This is a genomic window from Nonlabens sp., assembly GCF_965660805.1.
Taxonomy (GTDB): Bacteria; Bacteroidota; Bacteroidia; order Flavobacteriales; family Flavobacteriaceae; genus Nonlabens.
The window spans coordinates 1-20904 of record NZ_CBFIBE010000017.1; the positions used below are offsets into that span (position 1 = coordinate 1).

Sequence of the window (20904 nt, forward strand, 5' to 3'; positions counted from 1 at the left end):
CACTAATATATAGATTTATTAAGAAACATGGAAGTGAGTTATGAATAGACATACTTACAAGTTGAAGATTACTCTATCATAAAAGAAAGTAATCTGTAACAAGTGTTACACTTGTTACAAATTCCTGAAGGTATTTTTGAGGTAAAACATTTATTACCTTGAAAAATTCTATTTTATACAGTATTTTGTTCTTAAAGTGTCCTCAATGCAGGCAAGGAGAGTTCCTTGAGGCCAATCCTTATAATTTTTCTAATATGAATAAAGTTAAAAAGAACTGTCCTAAGTGTGATTTAAAGTACAGTATTGAGCCTAGTTTTTATACTGGTTCTATGTATGTATCTTATGGAGTAGGAATCGCTTTTGCGGTGGCAACTTATATGTTGTTACTTATTTTTGGCTTTGCTGATAACCCTTTTACTATTTTTATTGCGATTGTTACAGTTCTAGCCATAACTTTTCCATATATTGGTGCTGTTTCAAAATCTATATGGGCTCACTTATTTTTCAAATATGATAAGCTCATAGCAAATCAAGTAAAAAATGATTCAGGAGCTTAATGAATATTATGGGTCCCAGTTTGAATTACCACTCATAGAAGAAATCAACAGTGTTGCCACATTTGTAGAAATGCCAGCTGGACAAGACGTCATGAAGCCAGGGCAGTACATTAGATCCATGCCCTTACTACTTTCTGGAAGTATTAAAGTTATGAGGCCAGATGATAATGGTGATGAACTTTTATTATATCATTTAGAGCGCGGTAGTACCTGTGCCATGACTATGACCTGTTGTGTAGGAAACACTAAAAGTGAAATACATGCAGTAACAGAAACACCTGTCAAGCTGCTCATGATTCCTGTTTCTAAAATGGAAGAATGGTCTTCTAAGTATAAAACCTGGCGCAATTATGTTTTTGCAAGTTATCATGAGCGCATGATGGAATTACTAGAAAGTGTAGATAAAATAGCGTTTCACAATATGGATGAACGTCTAGAAAACTATCTTAAAGATAAAATTAAGATACTTAATAGTAAACATATTTACACGACTCATAAAGAAATTGCGGCAGACCTACATACTAGCCGAGTGGTGATTTCAAGGTTGCTTAAAAAAATGGAAAACCTAGGTAGGATTCAATTGCACCGCAGCTTTATAGAGGTTTTATAAAATGCTTTTATGTTGGTGTTTACCAGTTGTTTCTTTTTAAAATCTGAACCAGCTGTAACTATTCAATGAGTTTTGTGTGAATCCTGTATTCCTTATACCTATTTACATTCCTAATGTCGCATATAATTCGTTTCTTTTTCGCCTATATTTCAAAATAAAATGAAACCGTAGCTTAGGCTATGCTTTAATTTTCTTTATCATCTAGTCAAAAAATAATTCAAATTAAGAATACAGCATCAGAAACATAAATTGGTATTAGATCCAGCTTTTGTGAACTTACTGTTTTACTGTGGAATCGAGTAAGTAAAAGGTTTTTTGAATTAAATACCAGTAAATGTAGCAGGTGTAATCGCTTTCATTTCCTTTTTAATAGCATCACTGACTTGAAGACCTTCTATAAATTTAGAAATACTTTCTCCTGTTATTTTTTCGTTAGTTCTAGTCAGCTCTTTTAAAGCTTCATAAGGATTAGGGTAGGCTTCACGTCTTAAGATAGTTTGTATAGCCTCAGCCACTACGGCCCAGTTATTTTCTAAGTCTTGAGCAATCTTAACTTCGTTTAATAGAAGTTTACTTAAACCTTTCATTGTTGCTTTTATAGCAATCATGGTATGTGCAAATGGGACACCTACGTTACGTAGAACAGTAGAGTCTGTTAAGTCACGCTGTAATCTTGAAATAGGTAATTTTGCAGATAAGTGTTCAAAAAGTGCATTTGCAATACCTAGGTTTCCTTCACTATTTTCAAAGTCTATAGGGTTTACTTTATGCGGCATAGCACTAGAGCCTACTTCACCTTTTTTTATTTTTTGCTTAAAGTAATCCATGGAAATGTAAGTCCATATATCTCTGTCTAAATCTATAAGAATAGTATTGATACGTTTTAAGGTATCAAATAACGACGCCATATGATCATAGTGCTCGATTTGAGTAGTCGGGAAACTGTGCGTTAAACCTAGTCTGTTTTCTACAAAATCTTCACCAAAGTTTTTCCAGTCTACCTGTGGAAATGCCACATGATGTGCATTATAATTTCCTGTTGCTCCACCAAATTTTGCTGCGTGCTGCACTTGATCTAGCATGTTTAATTGTTCTTCTAATCTAACGGCAAATACATAAAACTCTTTACCTAGTCGAGTAGGAGAGGCTGGCTGGCCGTGAGTGCGCGCCAGCATGGGAATATGAGCCCAGTCTGCACTGAGTTTTTCAAGTGTTTCTTTTAATGTCTCAATTTCGTTTCTGTAAACTTCTTCTACAGCATCTTTTATAGAAAGTGGTATTGCTGTATTGTTAATGTCTTGAGAGGTTAACCCAAAATGGATGAACTCCTTATGTTCTTCAAGACCGAGTTGATCAAATTGTTCTTTGATAAAATATTCCACGGCTTTTACATCGTGATTAGTTACTTTCTCGATGTCTTTTATAGCTTGTGCATCTGCATCAGTGAAATGGCGGTATATAGCTCTTAACTGCTCTTGGGTTTGTTCAGGAAATGGCTGGAGTTGTTGTATTCCGCTTTCGCTTAAAGCGATAAAATATTCAATCTCTACCAGCACACGGTAGCGTATTAAGGCATATTCTGAAAAGAAAGGTGCAAGGGTATCGACTTTAGAATGGTAACGACCATCTATGGGAGAAATAGCTTGTAAAGCACTAGGCATAATTATGTCTTTAAAGCGTGCTAAGATACGATTTTAAATACTGATTTTCTTAGATTTAAGAATCTAATTTATCAATAATATGACGAGCACTGGACTTAAAACCGTTACCATAATCCTCATCTAATTTTTGAAGTAGAATAGGTTTTAATTCTGGATAAATCCAGTCAAATTCTTTCCCAAATTCATATAGTGCATATACGGCATAAGCCATATTTGCAGTTTTATCTGTGGTGATTAAAACCTGAAAACAACCTTCTACCATCTGCTCACGAATCTGTTTTGTTAATAGTGCCTTTACGGTGTTTTCATGTTTGTGATAATATTTTTTAGAAAGAATACTTGCTATTTTACAAAGCGCTCGCATACCTGAGGAGTTGATGGGCATTTCATATAAGGCACCTATCTCCTTGAGGTAAGGATAACAGTATTCTTCATGTAATAAAAAGGACTGCTCTAGTGCCCAGCATGCTTGATGAGAAATCTCATTTTCTGGATTGCAAAAGTGGATGAGGTCTGGAAGTAAATCGTGTTTTACCGCAGTAGTTCCTAGACGTACTCTTTCGGCTTTATAAGCTTTGAGCTGTTCTAGTTGAGTTTTGAGTTGGTTTGCGGTCATTAATCAAAGAATGCTTTGAACTCTTTGTGTTCAGCGCCAAATTTATTTAAATCTATTGAAAAGAAAACCGATTCATTACCAGCATCGCAAATAATCTCTAAAACGTTTTGAGCATCTACTTCTCTTATTTTAGGGCGTTGACTGGTTTGTTTAGGGTCATTTTTATCATTAATCACCCAAGTTTCTTCATAAGCGATATCGCTTAGTAAACTTTTGGTTCTACAGAGCTCACCTTTGTTAGAGGCAGCAGTATAAATTGAATAAATAGTTCTTCTCGTGGTTTCAGTATTATCTGTAGGTGTTTGATCTAGTTGAATTCTAAAAAGTATACGTGCATCAGGATTAGATATAATATTATTATCCATATGAAGTCGCGATGTTTTAACACAACTAGTATTGTTCCCGTTACATGACCAATAGCCTTCTTTGCTCGATAGTTCTAGTTGTACTTTGCATCCATAACATGAAACAGAACGGTTACTGATTTTATAACCATCCTTATATTTTGTAAGTAGTGCTGCGGTTTGAATATTTTCACCGGTATTAGTTGCTACTAGTGCGTATACAAAAGTATCACTATCAGCTATTTTAATCTTTTTAATATTAAAAGTTCCAGCCTTAAAAAGATCAGGCGTTTCAGAATCATTGATCATCTCGTTCCATTCAGTTATCAATTCATCGTTTTTAATACGATCCCCATGGAATTTATAGAGTGATAATTCTTTTACTTTTTGAGCGGTTAAATCTTCAGGCATATCGTTTTCTACACAAGAAAACAAGAAACTCACTAAAATGAGCAATAAAAAAATTCTCATAAGACACCTTTTCCTAAAGATATGAAAAAATATTTTGGAAAAAATTAACCTTCTAGAGTTAATAAATCAGCCACTTTTTGTACTCCAGTACTCGCTTTTTCGGCGAGTACTTTTAAACGGCCCTTACTTTCTAAAGATGGATTAGGATCTACGAAGTATATGGGGCAGTGTTGCGGTGCAAAATCTTTAAGTCCTGCAGCTGGATAAACTTGAAGTGAGGTTCCTACTATAAGAAGTACATCTGCCTTTGCTGTAATCTCTATAGCTTGTTCCATAGCTGGAACTTCCTCACCAAACCATACAATATGTGGTCGCAATTGCGATCCAGCGTCACATAAATCACCTAAATGAAGATCATTTTCCCAGTATTTCTGGTCCATATAATTCTTACTGCTACGTACTTTGCGTAACTCACCATGTAAATGAATGACCTTAGAAGAACCAGCACGTTCATGGAGATCATCTACATTTTGTGTGATCACATGGACATTAAAATTGCGCTCCATTGCAGCGATGCAGTGATGTGCATGGTTAGGAGCTACTTCTTTTAACTGTGCTCTACGCTGGTTATAGAAATTAAGTACCAGTTCTGGATTTGCAGCAAACCCTTGTGGTGATGCGACTTCCATCACATCGTGTCCTTCCCATAAACCACCAGCATCTCTAAAGGTAGAGATTCCACTTTCTGCACTTACACCAGCGCCAGTTAATACGACTAAATTTTTCATCGGGTTAAATTATACTTTTTGAGCCTCAATAACAACTTGGTTACCATGAATGCTTGTAAAAAAAAGATAATCGGTGTCATGTTCTTTGAGTTGAAATTTTTGGCGTAATTGATGTACGCTTTCGCGGAAGTTTCTAGTCACCACAGCACGATGACTTTTACCATAGGAACGCTTTATTTCTTTAGGTTTGTATGCTTTAATTGCTTTAATTAAAAAAGTTCTTCCCGGAAAATTAATCTGTTTCTCGCTGGTAAATAGATGAGCGTCTTGGTCTATTTTTTTAAGCTCAAACTGCTCACAAATACTGCCAAAGGCTTGTGATTTCATTACAGCAGCATTAGGCTCGTAGAGGTAGGTAAGTGGCTCGCTCAGTGAAGGTAGTACTGTAGTATTCCATTTAAAATTGAGCTGTGGTTGTTCTGTTTCTAGATTTACACAGTGGATAAGAGGTGTGCATTCTTCTTTTTCAACAATCCAGAGCAGTTCTTTTACTTCATTTTTTACCGCAACTATATGCACCGCACTTACATGTTTGAGTTGTTTGAAACCGGCAGTAAGGTCTAGCATGGGTGATGTTTTAATCATCACACGTTTTCCTTTTTCTAATAATAATTTTAGATTATGGATCACGTTAGGTTCATAATCTTCTAGTAAAATAGCTTTACTATTCACGGCAGTTTTACGGCTTGGATCTAGATATATTAAGTCATAGCTATGTGGAGATCCTGTTAAGAACTCTATACCGTCACCAGCGATACTTTTTGTTTGTAACTCTTGTGCCTTAAAGGATTGTGAGGCGATTTCTTGTAATGAAGTGTTGAGTTCTACGTGTGTGGTTTTTGAATACGCTTTCGCGAAAGCGGCTATATCAATACCGAATCCGCCTGTTACATCAATCATGCGCTCACCATCATATAAGCCAGCCTTATAAAGTGCTGTGGACCAAGAGCTGGTTTGTTCTAGATTCATTTTAGGCGGGAAAATGACCTTTTTATTATTAAATAGATGCGGGAATTTAGCCCGTGCTTTTTGCAATCCCACCAGTTGTTGAGTGAGTTGCTTACTGGTGATATCAGTAAATGGGTGTTTTTTAAGAATGAAAGATGCCGCATGATCATGGAGGTGCTCCATTAAATAATCACGTACATCTTGCTGTAACAGCTTTAAATTCATCTATAAATTACGTGTGAGTTTCTGGACTATTTTATACTCGCTTAAAAACTCTTTAGAAATCACTTTAAGGGCTGTGTAAGTAGGTATAGCAAGCACTAAACCTAAGACACCAAACAATAATCCAGCAATTAAAATAATGATAAATATCTCTAGTGGATGTGATTTTACACTCTTACCAAAGATCAGTGGCTGGTTTATAAAGTTATCTATGAGTTGCACTACAGCATAGCCTATAGCTACTATGATTAACTTAGGTAGAATAGTTACCGTAAAGTCTGCATCTAGGTTATCACTGATCACAAAAGCCATCATAAGCACAGATCCTATTACTGGTCCTAAATAGGGAATAAGGTTTAACAGTGCGCAAAAAAACGCGATGATTAAAGCGTTCTCAACACCTACTATGAGTAAAATGATACTGTACAGGATAAATAATATAATTACTTGTAGCACTAGACCTATAAAGTATCGTGAGAGTAAGTTTTTAATACTATTAAAGGCTCTTAAAAATTTCTCTTCGTTCCCTTTTTTAGCAAATATTAAGACACCTTCTACAAGTAACCTGCTATCTTTTAATAAGAAAAATGTAATAAATAAAACGGTAAAAACACCGATCATGATATTACCTAGTGTGCCAAATAGAGTGTTTACAAATGCTGGAATTATCTCTACATTAAAATTTTTAATGTAGTCTAAACTTTGCATGCGATCTAGTAGGTTTACATTATCGATACCAAAGAAATCACTAACTTGAACGTTCAGTACTTCTAGATTAGCACCTACTTCATCCCAGTTGATATCTTCTAAGTTTTCCATTTGTTCCAGGACTACAGGAATAATCATGTATGTGACACTAAGCAATAGCGTTATGATTATAAACAAAGTGATTACTACGGCGAGAACATTAGGGAATTTTAACCGATCTCTTAAAAGAATTACTAATGGTCTACCTATTAAAGATAATACTGCGGCGATACCTATGTATAATATCACAGATTGTATACTCCATAAGAACCAAAACAAAAGTAAAATTCCTCCTATAATACCTAGGGCTCTTAAGATTCCATAAGCAATAGATTTTGCAGATAAGGCAGTCTGTTTCATATTAATGAGTAAAAACGTATTTAATAATATTTGCTCCCATATCCAGTGCTTTTTTGCGCACTTCTGGAGGATCATTATGTACTTCTGGGCTTTCCCAGCCGTCACCTAGATCTGCTTCAAAGGTGAATAATAGAACCAATCTACCTTCATGAAAAATACCTAGAGCCTGTGGTCGCTCACCATCATGTTCATGTATTTTAGGCAAACCTTTAGGGAATGAAGCGTGGTTATTAAAAATTTCATGGTTTGCGGGTAATTCTATAAGTTCCTTATCAGGGAACAGTTTTATAAGTTCTTTTTCTAGGTAAGGTCTCATTCCATAGTTATCATCTATGTGTAAAAAACCACCACTAAGCATGTAGTTTTTTAAGTTTTCTAGATCTTCTTCATTGAAAATTACATTACCATGTCCGGTCATGTGAACAAATGGATACTGAAAGATGTCAACACTGCTTGCCTCTACCGTTGCAATTTCAGTAGATAATTGCGTGTCTATTTCTTCATTACAGTAACTAGCTAGGTTAGTTAAGGCAGTAGGGTTTGCATACCAGTCGCCACCACCATTATATTTGAGCACTGCGATTTCTTGTGCTGCGACTAGATTAAAAGTAGCTATTAAAAGGATTAATAAATTCTTCATAAGGTCAAATATCTAACAATCTTTGAGAGGTTGAGCATTTTATCATTATTTTTTTGTTGAATAAACGGTTACTGCTTGATAAAAAGGAATACTAGTTAATCATTTAATACCGCATATAAAATCGTTTCCTTTTAAGTTTTTATACGTTAAAAAACAATTAAGCAGCTACCACTATGCAGTGATTACTTGTCTCTATAAACTTAAAAATAATTCAATTCACTTTAGCGACATTATAAACACATTATGGTAGGAGTGATATCTAATTAGGACATAAAAAAAAGCCTGAGATATAGAATATCAGGCTTTTTGAACTGCGTATTATATCGTTCTTAAAACGACTGCACCATTTTTCTAATGGCTACGAGTCGTGTTAGTAGTCCTTCTAAATATTGTAAATCGAGCATATTTGCCCCATCACTTTTTGCATTTGCTGGGTCAAAGTGTGTTTCTATAAATAAACCATCTACGTGATTCACTATTCCTGCCCTAGCAATAGTTTCTATCATGTCAGGTCTACCACCAGTAACGCCACTAGATTGATTAGGTTGTTGTAAACTGTGTGTAACGTCAAGTACGGTAGGAGCAAACTCTCTCATAGTAGGAATTCCTCTAAAATCTACAATCATATCTTGATAACCGAACATAGTACCACGATCTGTAATCCATGCTTTATCGCTTCCTGTATCTTTTACCTTCTGTACCGCATGTTTCATAGCCTCTGGAGACATGAACTGCCCTTTTTTTAGATTGACTACTTTACCCGTTTTGGCTGCGGCTACGACTAGGTCTGTTTGTCTCACTAAAAACGCTGGAATTTGTAGTACATCTACATATTCAGCGGCTTTTGCAGCATCACTTACTTCGTGAATATCAGTAACTGTAGGAACTCCAAAGGTTTCAGACACTTTACGTAATATTTTAAGTGCCTTTTCATCACCTATACCGGTAAAACTATCTATACGGCTGCGGTTTGCTTTTTTAAAACTTCCCTTAAAGACATAAGGGATTTTAAGGTCATCTGTAATTTTCACCACTTTTTCAGCGATACGCAGTGCCATATCTTCACCTTCTATAGCGCATGGTCCACACAGGAGAAAAAAGTTATCTGCCGCTGCGTGTTTGATTTTTGGGATATCTGTTAATTGCATCTGTTATTCTTTTGTTTTTAGAACTATTTCTTTGCCGCTTGCTTTCCATTTACTCAAACCGCCATCGAGGTCAAAAATTTTTATAAACCCTTTGTCTTCAAGGATTTTTGCACATTGAGCGCTTTCTAAACCACCATCACAATAAACAAGTACAGGTTCTTTATGATTCAGTTCAGCAATGATCTTTTGAAGATTTTTACTATCTAATGGTATGTTGATAGCTCCTTCTAGATGTCCTGTTTCAAACTGCTTTTTGGAACGCACATCTACTACCACAGCCGCTTCAGACTCCATAATTGCTTCAGCCTCTTCAGGGCTTATCATTTCTATGGTTCCTGCTTTTGCGTCAAAACAACTTTGAGTAACTGCAACGGCGAGCACAAGACTTAGTATTAAGAGTATTTTCTTCATCAGTATAGGTTAAGCGATGTCGCCGTCCCACTCGCTAAAACCGCCTATTAAATTATAAGTAGTTTTAAAACCCATCTGGTTCATGATCTGGCAGGCCTGAGCACTACGTCCACCAGCTCTACAATAAACGTAATAGTTCTTAGACTTATCCATTTCCTGAAGAGCTGCCATGAGTTCTTGTGGTTTGAAAATATCGTGGTGTACTGCATTTGGAATCATGCCTTCGGCCACCTCGTCATCAGTGCGCACGTCTATAATTACCGCATGATCGTCTGTTGCGATAAGTTCTTTCCATTCTTGTTTTGTTATATCTTTCATACTAAATTGAACAACTTGATGTTTCAACTATTTTTTGAGTTCCTAAATTAGTCTTTTTTATGGCGCCAAAACCACCTTCTACGTTTACTACATCATGGATACCATGGGCAGCTGCAATACTAGCAAAAATTACTGATCTATAACCACCACCACAATATACATGGTAACGTTTACTGTGATCTAGTGTGGAGAGTTCACTGTGAATTTGATCTAGCGAGTGTAATGGTACTCCATCTACGTGAGCACTATTATATTCACCAGGTTTGCGTGCGTCTATAGGGTTTACGACTGATCCATTTGCGAGACCATCTATAAAATTTTGTGCAGTAACATTTTCTGTTTGTTGCGTTTCAAAACCTGCGTTTTTCCATGCTTCAATTCCGCCATCTAGATATCCTAAGGCGTTATCATAGCCTACTCGAGCTAATCGTGTTACTGTTTCTTCTTCACGACCGTGAGGTGCGATAAAGATTATTTTCTGATCTATGTTTTCTATAAGAGCACCTACCCATGGAGCAAACTGCCCATCTAGTCCTATAAACCAGGATCCTGGAATACTTGCTGCGGTGTACTCTTGTGGAGTGCGCACGTCGAGTACTAGATAATCTCCATCATCTACCAGTGCCTTAAAAGACTGGGCATTCATAGCGGTATTTCCTCGAGAAATAATCTCGTCTATACTAGAATTAACACCTTTATTCATCCACACGTTTTTAGGGAAATAAGCAGGTGGTGGCGCTATACCAGTAGTCAGTTCTTTTATAAAATCTTCCTTACTCAAATCTGTAGCAAGGGCATAATTAGTCTTCTTTTGATTTCCTAAGCTGTCATAAGTTTCTTTACTCATACTCTTACCACAAGCACTTCCTGCACCATGCGCTGGATATACGATAATGTCATCTGGTAATGGCATGATTTGATGGTGTAAGGAATCATACAAATGACCAGCGAGATCCTCAGTGCTTAAGTCAGACTTTGCGGCAAGATCTGGTCTTCCCACATCACCTATGAATAATGTATCACCTGTAAAAATTGCTTTTTCTTTACCTTCTTCGTCTTTTAATAAGTAGCAAGAAGATTCCATGGTATGACCAGGCGTGTGTAGTAGTGTAAATGTTACTGCTCCTACTTGAAAAACTTGTCCGTGTTTTGCTTTCGCGAAAGCGTAACTCGTCTCAGCATTAGGGCCTAATACAATGGTAGCACCTGTCTTATCTGCTAGATCTACGTGACCAGAAACAAAATCTGCATGAAAATGTGTGAGGAACACGTATTTAATGGTAACCTTATCTTGAGCTGCTCTATCTATATATTGTTGTACTTCTCTTAATGGGTCTATAATAACAGCCTCACCAGCCGATGCGATGTAATAAGCACCTTGAGCAAGACATTTAGTGTAATGTTGTTCTAAAATCATGTGTTGTGAGCTATTCTTTGTGCAAAAATACGATTTTGAAATAGTTCTAAATAGAAAAACCCATGCATAAACATGGGTCTAGGATTAATAAAATGGATGGTATTATTTTTTAATAGAACATCCTATGGCAACGGTTTTAGATGGATTAATTTCTTCACCATTTATCAAGTGGTTTACAGCATCCCTGAGATAATCATTTTTAATAGCGCTTGCATCTTTATGATTATCATCTATGGCTCCTATATATTTAACAATGTTCTCACCATTTTCCTTTTGTAGTAAAAACACATGTGGTGTTTTAGTAGCTCCATATTGCGGATATATTTTCTGTCCTGCGTCAAAAAGGTAAGGAAAAGTAAACCCTTTTTCCTGAGCTCTCACTTTCATATTTTCAAAACTATCTTCTGGATAAGCTGCTGGGTTATTAGGATTAATAGCAATAACTGGATAACCTTGTTCTTTAAACTCTTTATCTAGGGCTATAATGCGATCTTCATAAGCCACAGAATAAGGGCAGTGATTACAAGTAAATATCACTATAAAACCTTGAGCCTCTTTAAAGTCTTTTAAAGAAACCATGGTGTCATCTATGTTTTTAAGCAAAAAGTCTGTTGCCACATCACCTATATCATAGCCGTTTATAGCTCTTGCTGTAGTCGTTTTCTTTTTTATGGTATTTGGGGTTTCGTTTTCATGGTCTTTATTAGTGTCAAAACTAATAATGCCACTGGCTAAAACAGCTATTAACGCCATAACGGCAACTGCGGTTAATACTTTTAATGTTTTCATGATTATTTATTCATTAAGGATAATACCTCTGTTTCTAACTCCTTATATTGAAATTCTTGATTAAAGAATTTTTTTTGATTCTTATATTTTAATAGTGTAACTGGAATAGCGCCATCCCAGTGTTGATCTACCATAGGGATGTACTCTGCGGCATAAGGGTGATTCAATAACTTTACTTGCGACTGGATGTTGTTCTTTTTAAGAAAAGGGTTCACTTTACTTTCTAGGTTTTCCACATCATCTAAAGAGATGAGTATGACATCAATATCATCTTTATATGCGGCTTGTAATTTTTCAAAAGCAGGTAATTCATCTACACATGGTTTACACCACGTAGCCCAGAAGTTAATAACTTGAAGTTTTTCAGGGGCTCCATCCATTAAGTGAGTCATGCCCTCAAGATCTATAACGATTGCCTTTTGTGGAACAGGCTCACTACAGGAAATAACGATTAATAACAATAAGGGGAAAATAATATTCTTCATAAGGTCAAAGATAATACAGCTTTAGAATATGATATTTATTTTAACTACCCTTAGCATTTGCTTGTTAATTAATCTTAAGAAATAATGCTGGTCCTACATTTAATACCAAATTGAATCTATTTTAACGACATTTTAAACACAAATAGGTATGAAAGCCTAAAAAAAGTCTCAATTCATGGGAATAGAGGCTTTCATTTTTTCTACTATTTTAAAGGCTGCTGGACAAATAGCGGTATTCTTTACCGTTAGATTTCCTATTTGTTGGAATTTGCGCCGGTCTGTATGTGGATATTCTCTACAGGCTTTGGGCCTGACTTCATATATAGAACAATAATTATCTGCTCCTAAGAAATGACATGGTACTTGCTGTAGGACATAATCATTATCTTCATCCACACGTAAAAACTGGTCAATGAAATCGCTAGGTTTCATTTTAAAGTGCTTTGCAATTCTATCGATGTCTTTATGAGTAAATAAAGGTCCGGTGGTTTTACAGCAATTTGCACAAGTAAGACAATCTACATCTTCAAAAGTTTCATCGTGCAGTACTTGCATGCGAGCGTCTAGATCTCGCGGTGTTTTTTTCTTAAGTCTTTTAAAATATGCTTGATTCTCCTTTTTCTTTTGGGCAGCAAGTTGCGGTAACGATTTTAAAAAATCTTCCATTATTTACATTTTCTATAAGTCATAAAGCTCATATACCTCATTAACTTCACGTAGTTATATGACTCTAAATAAAGTTTAGTGAGTCTCTTTAAATTATGCGTTACTAATAACAGAGTTTAAAACTGGATTTATTTAAGTCCTATAGCGTTTCTACCAGAAAATGAAATGCATGTTTTGTAAAACTCGCTTTGAACACTTACACACTATACAGGAAGTCGTGTTTTTAAATTATGATCTGTTTGCCGCTCTGTGACGTTCTCTAGCGAGTAATGTGTTTTTTAAAAGCATAGCTATGGTCATAGGACCTACACCACCAGGAACCGGTGTGATATGGCTTACTTTTTTAGATACATTTTCGTAATCTACATCACCAGTGATGTAGTAACCACGTTCACGAGACTCATCTGGGACACGAGTGATTCCCACATCTATAATTACTGCATCATCTTTTACCATTTCTGCTTTTAAGAATCCTGGTACACCTAGTGCTGTGATAATAATATCTGCCTGTGATGTGATTTGAGTAATGTTTTTTGTGTGACTATGAGTAAGTGTTACCGTAGAGTTTCCTGGGAAACCTTTTCTACCCATTAAAATACTCATAGGTCTACCTACGATGTGTGAACGACCTATCACTACCGTATGTTTCCCTTTAGTATCCACATTATAGCGGTCTAATAATTCCAAAATCCCAAAAGGAGTCGCAGGAATAAAAGTACTCATATCCAGAGCCATTCTACCAAAGTTAGTAGGATGGAAACCGTCCACATCTTTATCTGGATCTACGGCCATTAAGACTTTCTGGGTATCTATTTGTTTAGGAAGTGGTAGCTGCACGATGAACCCGTCAATCTCTGGATTATTGTTAAGTTTTTCAATTTCCCTTAAGAGTTCTGTTTCACTGGTCGTATTAGGCATGCGCACCATAGTGCTTTCAAAACCCACACGTTCACAAGCACGAACTTTAGAACCTACATAAGTTAAACTAGCACCATCATTCCCTACAATTACAGCAGCGAGGTGAGGAACTTTTTCTCCTTTATTTTTCATTTCTTGAACGATCTCTGTAATCTCGTTCTTAATGTCGTTACTTGTTTTTTTTCCGTCGAGTATAGTCATTTTGGTGAATTATTGCCAATTGCCCATTTTTAAATTGCTTGCGCAATTATAGATTGTCAATTAAAATTAATAGTTATATATCGTATTTTTTTCCCTTTCGGTCACTTTTTTTAAGATATTTCATAGAACCAGCGGTTTGCGCTTTACAATTCTCCATTTTTGAAGCTATATCAAGAAACTTATTTTGATCTACATATTTTCTATCAAGGCATCTGTATAATTGAGATTTTGATTCTCCACAACTTGCTTTAGCAATGCTTAAGAACTGTATAAACTCTTTATTACCGTCTCTATCAAATCCTTCGGCAATGTTATCCATAACAGAGGCTGTTGAACGATTTAATTAATTCCACAAACCATAATCTTTTTGAAGATCACTAATTAAATATAGGTCGTAAACGTCGTTACATATTTCTCTAGATTTCTTCCATATTTCGAGGTCTTCAAATGATTGGTAATGAGCCATAGGTTGTTTTCTTAATAAAAATAGGAAATCACTATCTCATTTTACCTAGCGCATTCATCATGGCTTTTCCTTTACCACCTTGCATCATCTTCATCATTTTGCTCATTTGATCAAACTGCTTTAAGAGTTGATTTACCTCTGTTACAGTCGTACCACTACCTTTTGCGATTCTTTTTTTACGAGAACCATTAATGACTTGTGGTTTTGTGCGTTCTTCTACGGTCATGGAATGTATAATAGCCTCTATTCCTTTAAAAGCATCATCATCTATATCTACACCTTTGAGCATTTTTCCGGCACCTGGGATCATTCCCATAAGGTCCTTCATGTTACCCATTTTCTTGATTTGCTGGATTTGGGAAAGAAAATCATCAAAACCGAACTGGTTTTTTGCAATCTTCTTGCTTAGTTTGCGTGCCTCTTCTTCGTCAAACTGTTCTTGAGCTCGTTCTACAAGGGAAACCACATCTCCCATTCCTAGGATACGATCTGCCATACGTTCTGGGTAGAACACGTCTATCGCTTCCATTTTTTCTCCTGTACCTATAAACTTTATAGGCTTATCCACCACAGTTTTAATAGATAGAGCCGCACCACCGCGAGTATCACCATCTAACTTAGTAAGGATCACACCGTCAAAGTTGAGACGATCATTAAAAGCCTTGGCAGTGTTTACTGCATCTTGTCCTGTCATCGCATCAACCACAAAAAGAGTTTCTTGAGGTTTTATAGCCGCATGAACATTTGCAATTTCGGTCATCATTTGCTCATCTACAGCAAGACGACCAGCGGTATCAATAATTACAGCATTGAAACCATTTTGTTTTGCATGAGCAATGGCAGCTTGAGATATTTTAACGGGATCTTTTTCATCACGGTTAGAAAAAACCTCAACTCCTACACTTTCTCCCACCACGTGTAACTGGTCTATGGCGGCAGGACGGTATATATCACAAGCTACTAAAAGAGTTTTTTTGCTCTTTTTAGTTTTTAAAAAGTTAGCCAGTTTTCCTGAAAATGTCGTTTTACCAGAACCTTGTAGTCCTGACATAAGAATCACCGTAGGGTTACCAGTAAGATTCAAGCCTATAGCGTCACCACCCATGAGCTCAGTAAGTTCATCTTTTACGATCTTAGTAAGAAGCTGACCTGGTTTAAGAGTAGTAAGTACTCCTTGCCCTAGGGCTTTTTCTTTAGCACGAGCGGTAAATTCTTTGGCTATTTTATAGTTTACATCGGCATCTACTAGGGCACGACGTATTTCTTTAAGGGTATCTGCTACGTTTACTTCGGTAATGCTACCATGTCCTTTAAGGACATGCATCGCTTTATCGAGTTTGTCAGTTAAATTATCAAACATATTTTTGACTCATTTTTTGAAGATTGCAAAGATAGAATTTCGCTGCTTGTGTTTCAAGAATTTAGAGCTGTTTCTTGTCTCGCTTTCGCGAAAGCGTAATTACACCAAATGGAATTTATAAAGTCTTCATACATAGTTTCTTTTTTAATTACTTTTTACTTAAATCTATTTCTTTAGCTAGGGCTATGCAAAGAATTTACACCTTCAACTAAGCTATGAAATAATTCAATTTATTTTTTTAAATACATTTATATTAGTTATTGCTAGACCTTATTGTTATAACAAATTATTTTTTATGAATTCCATGCATCACAAAAACATGGGGGAAAGTAATGCCACCTAAAAAAGCAACAATCACCGATAGGAACAGAACTGTTTTTTCATTTAGGAAGTAATATAATACTCCTAGAAATAGTAAAGCAGTGATCCAGAATAAAATGGATGATTTTACATATTGTATTATCGCACGTTTATTAACAGCACCTTGTAAGTGATCTATTTGATGATATATAGAAGGTATGCTGTGCCAAAGAATAAAGTAAATAGTAAATCCCCATATTAAACTACTACTGGCAAATATGATATATATGACAATCAAATAAAGTATTTCTTTTAAAAGGTGAGTTATTGCTACTTTATTTAAAACAATGATTCCTAATAGTAAGGTAGTAACTGCAAGAATGTAAAAAGTCCATTTTAAGTAACTTAGAGTTATTGTGCGGTGAATTAAGTCATGAATAATAGAAAGACTATAAGTACTATTTAAATATAATAAGGCCATGATAATACTGAGGCCATAAGTGGTTATAAAAAGTGTTTTACTAATGCTGCTCTTTAACGAGTATCTTTCAAAATGTTCCTGACCAAAATGAAATCCACTCACAATTAAAAAAAGAGCGAGCACTATGTCTGGAATTATAAAGAAGGCTATAAATCCAGCTATTACTGCAGCTGCATAAATACTTATAAAGAGAATCGATTTACTTAACGGCAAGTTCTTGTTTTTAAAATATATCTTTAAATCATTTGCTCCATGTCCTACGCCTATAGATAAAATAAGGAAATACCCAACGTTAATTTCAAGTTCTTTAGGTATTTGAATAGCGAGCCATAACCCAATAAAACTTAGAATAAGAATGACCTCATATAGTCGAGAAGAAAGGTTCATCAAAATTTTTGTTTAAAATTAACATTATAAAATTAAACATTATTGTTCAAACTTTCATACATTTACTTGAACAAAAAAACAAAAACATGAACAAATTACTTTTATCTATCGATGTAGCGCGTTTAGCTGCAGATGATTACGTAGGATTTACATTCTTTGTGGGATGTATGGCTATGATGGCAGCAAGTGCTTTCTTTTTCTTATCAATGAACTCCTTTGATAAAAAGTGGCGCACTTCAATTTTAGTATCAGGTTTAATTACCTTTATTGCAGCAGTACATTACTGGTACATGAGAGATTACTGGTCTGGATTTCAAGAATCTCCAGTATTCTTTAGATACGTGGACTGGGTCCTTACGGTTCCATTAATGTGTGTAGAGTTTTATTTAATTCTGAAGGTAGCAGGAGCTAAAAAGTCTCTAATGTGGAGATTAATCTTCTTCTCAGTGATTATGTTAGTAACTGGATACTTTGGAGAAGCAGTAGATCGTGATAACGCATGGTTATGGGGTCTTATTTCTGGTATCGCATATTTCGTTATAGTTTACGATATATGGTTCGGTCAGGCTAAAAAACTAGCAGTTGCTGCTGGTGGAGATGTGCTTGCAGCACATAAGACTTTATGCTGGTTTGTACTTGTAGGATGGGCTATTTATCCTTTAGGTTATATGGCAGGTACTCCAGGATGGTATGATGGACTTGCAGATCTAGGGTTACAAATGGATGTGATCTACAACATAGGAGATGCGATCAACAAAATAGGCTTCGGTCTAGTAGTGTATAACCTAGCGGTTCAAGCCTCAAAAAAGACTGAAGCTTAAAATAACTTCATAGTATTTTAAATTACCCCTTAGAAATAAGGGGTTTTTTTATGAGTTATAATGATGTCGCATTTCAGCTTTTAATTGAAAACAACTCTTAATTTTCTTTACACTAAAATTTGTCGACACTTATTTTTTATACCAAAATTAATGTGTCACTGAGTTGCCGTTAAGGCGATAGAAAAATTATAAAAAAAGCGTGTTGGAAAAAATGCCAACACGCTTTTAAGTATTAAAATAGGTGTTACCTAGTTAATTCCTACTACTTCTAGTTCAAAAACGAGGTCCTGACCAGCGAGTGGATGGTTTGCATCTACTACGATGTGATCTTCTTGAACCTCTGCAACTCTTAACTGGCGCTCTGTTCCATCTGGGTTTTGAGAAACAAGTCCCATTCCTACTTCTGGTTGTACTTCTTGAGGTAGTTGAGCACGATCTACCTTGTGGAAATTTTCTTTTATTACTTCACCATAAGCTTCGGCCATAGGGATTTCTATGGTTTTTTTCTCATTAACCTTCATGTCTATCAGGCCGTTTTCAAAACCTGGGATTAACATTCCTTGACCTAACTGTGCTTCTAGAGGATCTCTATTTTCTGAACTGTCAAAAACTTGACCTGTAGATTTTAACTTTCCTGTGTAATGCACTCTTACGGTGTCATTTGCTTTTACTTGACTCATAAATTTTGATATTTTTTATCAGCGACAAAGGTATGGATTAGAACTGCCAAGCCAAATGAAAGTGTGGTTAATGTCCTGAATTTAAGAAAGGTTTAGGGATATGATGAAAAACAATATTAAGGTATGCTCACAACTCAAAGACTCATAGCTCACATAATCAACAACTTTACCCTTAATCATCATTTAACTTAACAAAACCTTAAAAACCAATAAATAAGACTATTTTTGCAGCCGCTTAGAAGCATTATTTTTTATGAAAGATATTAGAAACATTGCCATTATTGCTCACGTAGACCACGGTAAGACTACGTTAGTAGACAAAATTTTACACCATTGTGAAACCTTCCGTGAGAATGAAACTACCGGAGATTTAATTCTTGATAACAACGATATTGAACGTGAACGCGGGATTACCATCCTTGCAAAAAACGTATCAGTAATGTATAAAGGAACTAAAGTTAACATCATAGACACGCCTGGTCACGCCGATTTTGGTGGTGAAGTAGAACGTGTTCTTAACATGGCTGATGGTGTACTACTTCTGGTAGATGCTTTTGAAGGTCCTATGCCACAAACACGTTTTGTATTGCAGAAAGCAATCGACTTAGGGTTGAAACCTTGTGTAGTTGTGAATAAAGTAGATAAAGAAAACTGTACTCCTGATGAGGTGCATGAATCTGTTTTTGACTTAATGTTTGAACTAGGTGCTGAGGAATGGCAACTGGATTTCCCTACCGTTTACGGTAGTGCAAAAAACAACTGGATGAGTGAGGACTGGAAGAATGAAACCACTGACATCGAGCCACTTCTAGATATGGTAATCGAGCATGTTCCAGCTCCTAAGGTAGAAGAAGGAACGACTCAAATGTTAATTACATCTTTAGATTTCTCTAACTATACAGGACGTATTGCCATAGGTCGAGTAAAAAGAGGATCTATTAAAGAAGGTCAAAACGTTACCTTATGTAAGCGTGATGGATCACAGACTAAAACTAAGGTTAAGGAAGTTTACGTTTTTGATGGAATGGGAAAGGCCAAAGCTAAAGAAGTAATGGCCGGTGATATTTGTGCGATTGTAGGTCTAGAAGGTTTTGAAATAGGGGACAGTGTTGCCGATTTTGAAAATCCTGAAGCTATGGAAACCATAGCCATAGATGAGCCTACTATGAGCATGTTGTTTACGATTAATGATTCGCCTTTCTTTGGTAAAGATGGAAAATTTGTGACCTCACGTCATATTAAAGATCGTTTAACTAAAGAAGTAGAAAAAAACCTTGCATTACAAGTACATGAAACTGATAGTGCAGATAAGTTCATGGTCTTTGGTCGTGGAGTATTACACCTTTCTGTTTTAATAGAAACGATGCGTCGTGAAGGTTATGAATTACAGATAGGACAGCCACAAGTAATTATTAAAGAAATAGATGGTGTTAAATGTGAGCCTATAGAAGAGCTTACTATAGACTTGCCAGAAACGGTAAGTGGTAAGGCTGTTGAGATGGTAACCTTGAGAAAAGGAGAAATGACTAGTATGGCGCCTAAAGGTGAACGTATGGTTTGTGAATTTAAAATTCCTTCTCGTGGTATTATAGGATTACGTAATCAGTTGATCACCGCAACGGCTGGTGAGGCAATTATGAATCACCGTTTTGTAGGTTTTGAACCATATAAAGGAGAAATTGCTGGACGTATTAACGGTTCTATGATCTCTATGGAAAAAGGAACTTCTATTCCTTACTCTATGGATAAGTTACAAGATCGTGGTAAATTCTTTATAGCTCCAGGTGAAGAGATTTATGGAGGTCAGGTAGTAGGAGAGAATTCTAGACCAGATGACCTTGCTATTAATCTTACTAAAACTAAGAAATTATCTAACGTGCGTAGTGCAGGTAATGATGATAAAGTAAAAATAGCTCCACCGGTTAAATTTACCTTAGAAGAAGCTCTAGAATACATCCAAAAAGATGAATATGTAGAGGTGACGCCTAATCACCTCAGGTTACGTAAAATTTTCTTAGATGAAAATGAGCGTAAACGTGCAGGAAAACAACTTTCTTAATGGATTCATTAAGTGGAGATAAAATAAAAGCAGATTCTTTTGAATCTGCTTTTTTTATGAACATTGCTATTGATTCTTCTCTTTGTGGTAAGC

Annotated in this window: 23 protein-coding genes and 1 pseudogene; 4 read left to right on the top strand and 20 right to left on the bottom strand. The window is 35.9% G+C overall.

Annotated elements, in window-relative coordinates; genetic code table 11:
• Positions 1-254 precede the first annotated feature (254 nt).
• Complete coding sequence (locus ACTF48_RS05940; protein WP_438962230.1) at positions 255-557, top strand: DUF983 domain-containing protein; 303 nt, start codon at positions 255-257, stop codon at positions 555-557.
• Positions 541-1167, top strand: coding sequence for a Crp/Fnr family transcriptional regulator (locus ACTF48_RS05945; RefSeq protein WP_438962231.1), 627 nt, complete (start codon positions 541-543; stop codon positions 1165-1167). Before ACTF48_RS05940 ends, ACTF48_RS05945 begins: the two co-directional genes overlap by 17 nt.
• A gap of 320 nt (positions 1168-1487) precedes the next feature.
• Here the strand turns inward: ACTF48_RS05945 and purB are convergent, their stop codons facing one another.
• The 19 genes and pseudogenes from purB to ACTF48_RS06040 all read right to left on the bottom strand — a co-directional run bounded on the left by purB (position 1488) and on the right by ACTF48_RS06040 (position 17251).
• A complete protein-coding gene (gene purB, locus ACTF48_RS05950) occupies positions 1488-2831 on the bottom strand; it encodes an adenylosuccinate lyase (RefSeq protein ID WP_438962269.1) in 1344 nt (447 codons plus the stop codon).
• A 52-nt stretch (positions 2832-2883) separates the two neighbouring features.
• A complete protein-coding gene (locus ACTF48_RS05955; protein WP_438962232.1) occupies positions 2884-3444 on the bottom strand; it encodes an adenylosuccinate lyase in 561 nt (186 codons plus the stop codon).
• Positions 3444-4259 carry a hypothetical protein gene (locus ACTF48_RS05960; RefSeq protein WP_438962233.1) on the bottom strand — a complete coding sequence of 272 codons (816 nt, stop codon included), beginning with the start codon at positions 4257-4259 and terminating at the stop codon, positions 3444-3446. Before ACTF48_RS05960 ends, ACTF48_RS05955 begins: the two co-directional genes overlap by 1 nt.
• 44 nt (positions 4260-4303) lie before the next feature.
• The gene (locus ACTF48_RS05965; RefSeq protein ID WP_438962234.1) at positions 4304-4987 is read right to left on the bottom strand and encodes an SIR2 family NAD-dependent protein deacylase; all 684 of its coding nucleotides are present in this window, start codon (positions 4985-4987) and stop codon (positions 4304-4306) included.
• A gap of 9 nt (positions 4988-4996) precedes the next feature.
• Positions 4997-6160 (bottom strand): class I SAM-dependent methyltransferase, encoded by a 1164-nt coding sequence (locus ACTF48_RS05970; protein ID WP_438962235.1) that lies wholly within the window; start codon positions 6158-6160, stop codon positions 4997-4999.
• A complete protein-coding gene (locus ACTF48_RS05975) occupies positions 6161-7264 on the bottom strand; it encodes an AI-2E family transporter (protein ID WP_438962236.1) in 1104 nt (367 codons plus the stop codon). It lies immediately after the preceding gene.
• Position 7265: 1 nt separating this feature from the next.
• Complete coding sequence (locus tag ACTF48_RS05980) at positions 7266-7904, bottom strand: DUF4159 domain-containing protein (protein ID WP_438962237.1); 639 nt, start codon at positions 7902-7904, stop codon at positions 7266-7268.
• 329 nt (positions 7905-8233) lie between these two features.
• Complete coding sequence (kdsA, locus tag ACTF48_RS05985) at positions 8234-9052, bottom strand: 3-deoxy-8-phosphooctulonate synthase (RefSeq protein WP_438962238.1); 819 nt, start codon at positions 9050-9052, stop codon at positions 8234-8236.
• Positions 9053-9055: 3 nt separating this feature from the next.
• The gene (locus ACTF48_RS05990) at positions 9056-9463 is read right to left on the bottom strand and encodes a rhodanese-like domain-containing protein (protein WP_438962239.1); all 408 of its coding nucleotides are present in this window, start codon (positions 9461-9463) and stop codon (positions 9056-9058) included.
• A gap of 9 nt (positions 9464-9472) precedes the next feature.
• Positions 9473-9781, bottom strand: a complete 309-nt coding sequence (locus ACTF48_RS05995; protein WP_438962240.1) for a rhodanese-like domain-containing protein — start codon at positions 9779-9781, stop codon at positions 9473-9475.
• A gap of 1 nt (position 9782) precedes the next feature.
• Positions 9783-11198 (bottom strand): MBL fold metallo-hydrolase, encoded by a 1416-nt coding sequence (locus tag ACTF48_RS06000; protein WP_438962241.1) that lies wholly within the window; start codon positions 11196-11198, stop codon positions 9783-9785.
• A 102-nt stretch (positions 11199-11300) separates the two neighbouring features.
• Positions 11301-11987 (bottom strand): thioredoxin family protein, encoded by a 687-nt coding sequence (locus tag ACTF48_RS06005; RefSeq protein ID WP_438962242.1) that lies wholly within the window; start codon positions 11985-11987, stop codon positions 11301-11303.
• A 2-nt stretch (positions 11988-11989) separates the two neighbouring features.
• Positions 11990-12472: a TlpA disulfide reductase family protein gene (locus ACTF48_RS06010; protein ID WP_438962243.1), complete on the bottom strand. Its 483-nt coding sequence runs from the start codon at positions 12470-12472 to the stop codon at positions 11990-11992.
• A 168-nt stretch (positions 12473-12640) separates the two neighbouring features.
• Complete coding sequence (locus ACTF48_RS06015) at positions 12641-13138, bottom strand: YkgJ family cysteine cluster protein (protein ID WP_438962244.1); 498 nt, start codon at positions 13136-13138, stop codon at positions 12641-12643.
• A gap of 228 nt (positions 13139-13366) precedes the next feature.
• Positions 13367-14257 carry a bifunctional 5,10-methylenetetrahydrofolate dehydrogenase/5,10-methenyltetrahydrofolate cyclohydrolase gene (locus tag ACTF48_RS06020; protein ID WP_438962245.1) on the bottom strand — a complete coding sequence of 297 codons (891 nt, stop codon included), beginning with the start codon at positions 14255-14257 and terminating at the stop codon, positions 13367-13369.
• A gap of 73 nt (positions 14258-14330) precedes the next feature.
• Positions 14331-14591: pseudogene (locus tag ACTF48_RS06025) on the bottom strand (four helix bundle protein); the annotation flags it as partial.
• A 9-nt stretch (positions 14592-14600) separates the two neighbouring features.
• On the bottom strand, positions 14601-14723 hold the full coding sequence (locus ACTF48_RS06030; protein WP_438962246.1) for a hypothetical protein: 123 nt from the start codon (positions 14721-14723) through the stop codon (positions 14601-14603).
• A 31-nt stretch (positions 14724-14754) separates the two neighbouring features.
• Positions 14755-16083: a signal recognition particle protein gene (gene ffh, locus ACTF48_RS06035; protein ID WP_438962247.1), complete on the bottom strand. Its 1329-nt coding sequence runs from the start codon at positions 16081-16083 to the stop codon at positions 14755-14757.
• 286 nt (positions 16084-16369) lie between these two features.
• On the bottom strand, positions 16370-17251 hold the full coding sequence (locus tag ACTF48_RS06040; RefSeq protein WP_438962248.1) for a Brp/Blh family beta-carotene 15,15'-dioxygenase: 882 nt from the start codon (positions 17249-17251) through the stop codon (positions 16370-16372).
• 86 nt (positions 17252-17337) lie between these two features.
• On the opposite strand from ACTF48_RS06040, the gene ACTF48_RS06045 reads away from it, so the two are divergent.
• Entirely contained in the window at positions 17338-18072 is a 735-nt protein-coding gene (locus ACTF48_RS06045; protein ID WP_438962249.1) for a bacteriorhodopsin-like, read from the top strand.
• Between the two features lie 248 nt (positions 18073-18320).
• Here ACTF48_RS06045 and ACTF48_RS06050 read toward each other — a convergent pair whose 3' ends face one another.
• Positions 18321-18752, bottom strand: coding sequence for an FKBP-type peptidyl-prolyl cis-trans isomerase (locus ACTF48_RS06050; protein WP_438962250.1), 432 nt, complete (start codon positions 18750-18752; stop codon positions 18321-18323).
• A 253-nt stretch (positions 18753-19005) separates the two neighbouring features.
• On the opposite strand from ACTF48_RS06050, the gene typA reads away from it, so the two are divergent.
• Positions 19006-20811 (top strand): translational GTPase TypA, encoded by a 1806-nt coding sequence (gene typA, locus ACTF48_RS06055; protein ID WP_438962251.1) that lies wholly within the window; start codon positions 19006-19008, stop codon positions 20809-20811.
• The last annotated feature ends 93 nt before the right edge of the window (positions 20812-20904 follow it).